At 69.0% G+C, this 949-nt stretch carries 1 protein-coding gene; it reads left to right on the top strand.

All coding sequences use genetic code 11. From position 1 onward, the window contains the following. Window positions 1-13: 13 nt before the first annotated feature. On the top strand, window positions 14-949 hold a 936-nt coding region (locus tag NQO67_RS43485; protein WP_255956195.1), incomplete at its 3' end, for an acyltransferase domain-containing protein.

Below are 949 nucleotides of genomic sequence, written 5' to 3' on the forward strand. Positions count from 1 at the left end.
CTCGCAGGGTGAGATCGCTGCCGCGCATGTCGCGGGTGTGCTGTCGCTCGATGACGCCGCTCGCATCGTGGCGTTGCGGAGTCGGGCTATCACGCGGTTGACGGGTTCGTCGTCGATGGCGAACGTGGCCCTTCCGGTCGCCGATGTGGAGAAGTTGCTGGCGTCCCACGGCGCTGCGGCAGGCGTGGCTGCGGTGAACAGTCCGCATACGACGATCATTGCTGGTCAGCAGGGTGTGCTGGAGGCCGTGGTCGCGGAGTGTGAGGGCCGTGGTGTGCGTGCGCGGATGATCCCGGTCGACTACGCCAGCCACTCGCCGCAGGTGGAAGCCGTTCAGGAAGAGATCCTCAACGCGCTGGAGGGGATCAGCCCGCGGCAGTCGGTGATTCCGTTCTACTCCACGGTGACCGGCGGTCTGTTGGAAGACACCACCGTGTGCGATGCCGCCTATTGGTATCGGAACCTGCGTGAGCGGGTCCGTTTCGAGGAGACCATCGGTGTTCTGGCCGGCTCCGGGCACACCGCGTTCGTCGAGGCGAGCCCGCACCCGGTCCTGACCCTCCCGGTCAACGACACCCTGCACGCCCTCGACGTCGAGCCCGCACTGGTCACCGGAACCCTTCGCCGTGATGAGGGAAGCCTGGAGCGGTTCCACGCCAGCCTGGCGGCGGCCTTCACCGCCGGCCTGGACGTCGACTGGCACCAGCCCGCCGGCGCACGGGTGGAACTGCCCACGTACGCCTTCGAACGCAAGCGTTACTGGCTCGCGCCGCACACCGGCGCCGACCTGGCCGCGGCCGGCCTGCGCCCGGCTCACCATCCGTTGCTGAGCGCGGTGACGACGCTGCCCGACGGCACGCACCTGTTCACCGGTCGCATCTCGCTGGCGCGGCAGCGCTGGCTGGAGGACCACCGGATCCTGGACACCGTCCTGCTTCCCGGCGCTGCC

Source organism: Streptomyces odontomachi, assembly GCF_024435355.1.
GTDB lineage: Bacteria > Actinomycetota > Actinomycetes > Streptomycetales > Streptomycetaceae > Streptomyces > Streptomyces odontomachi.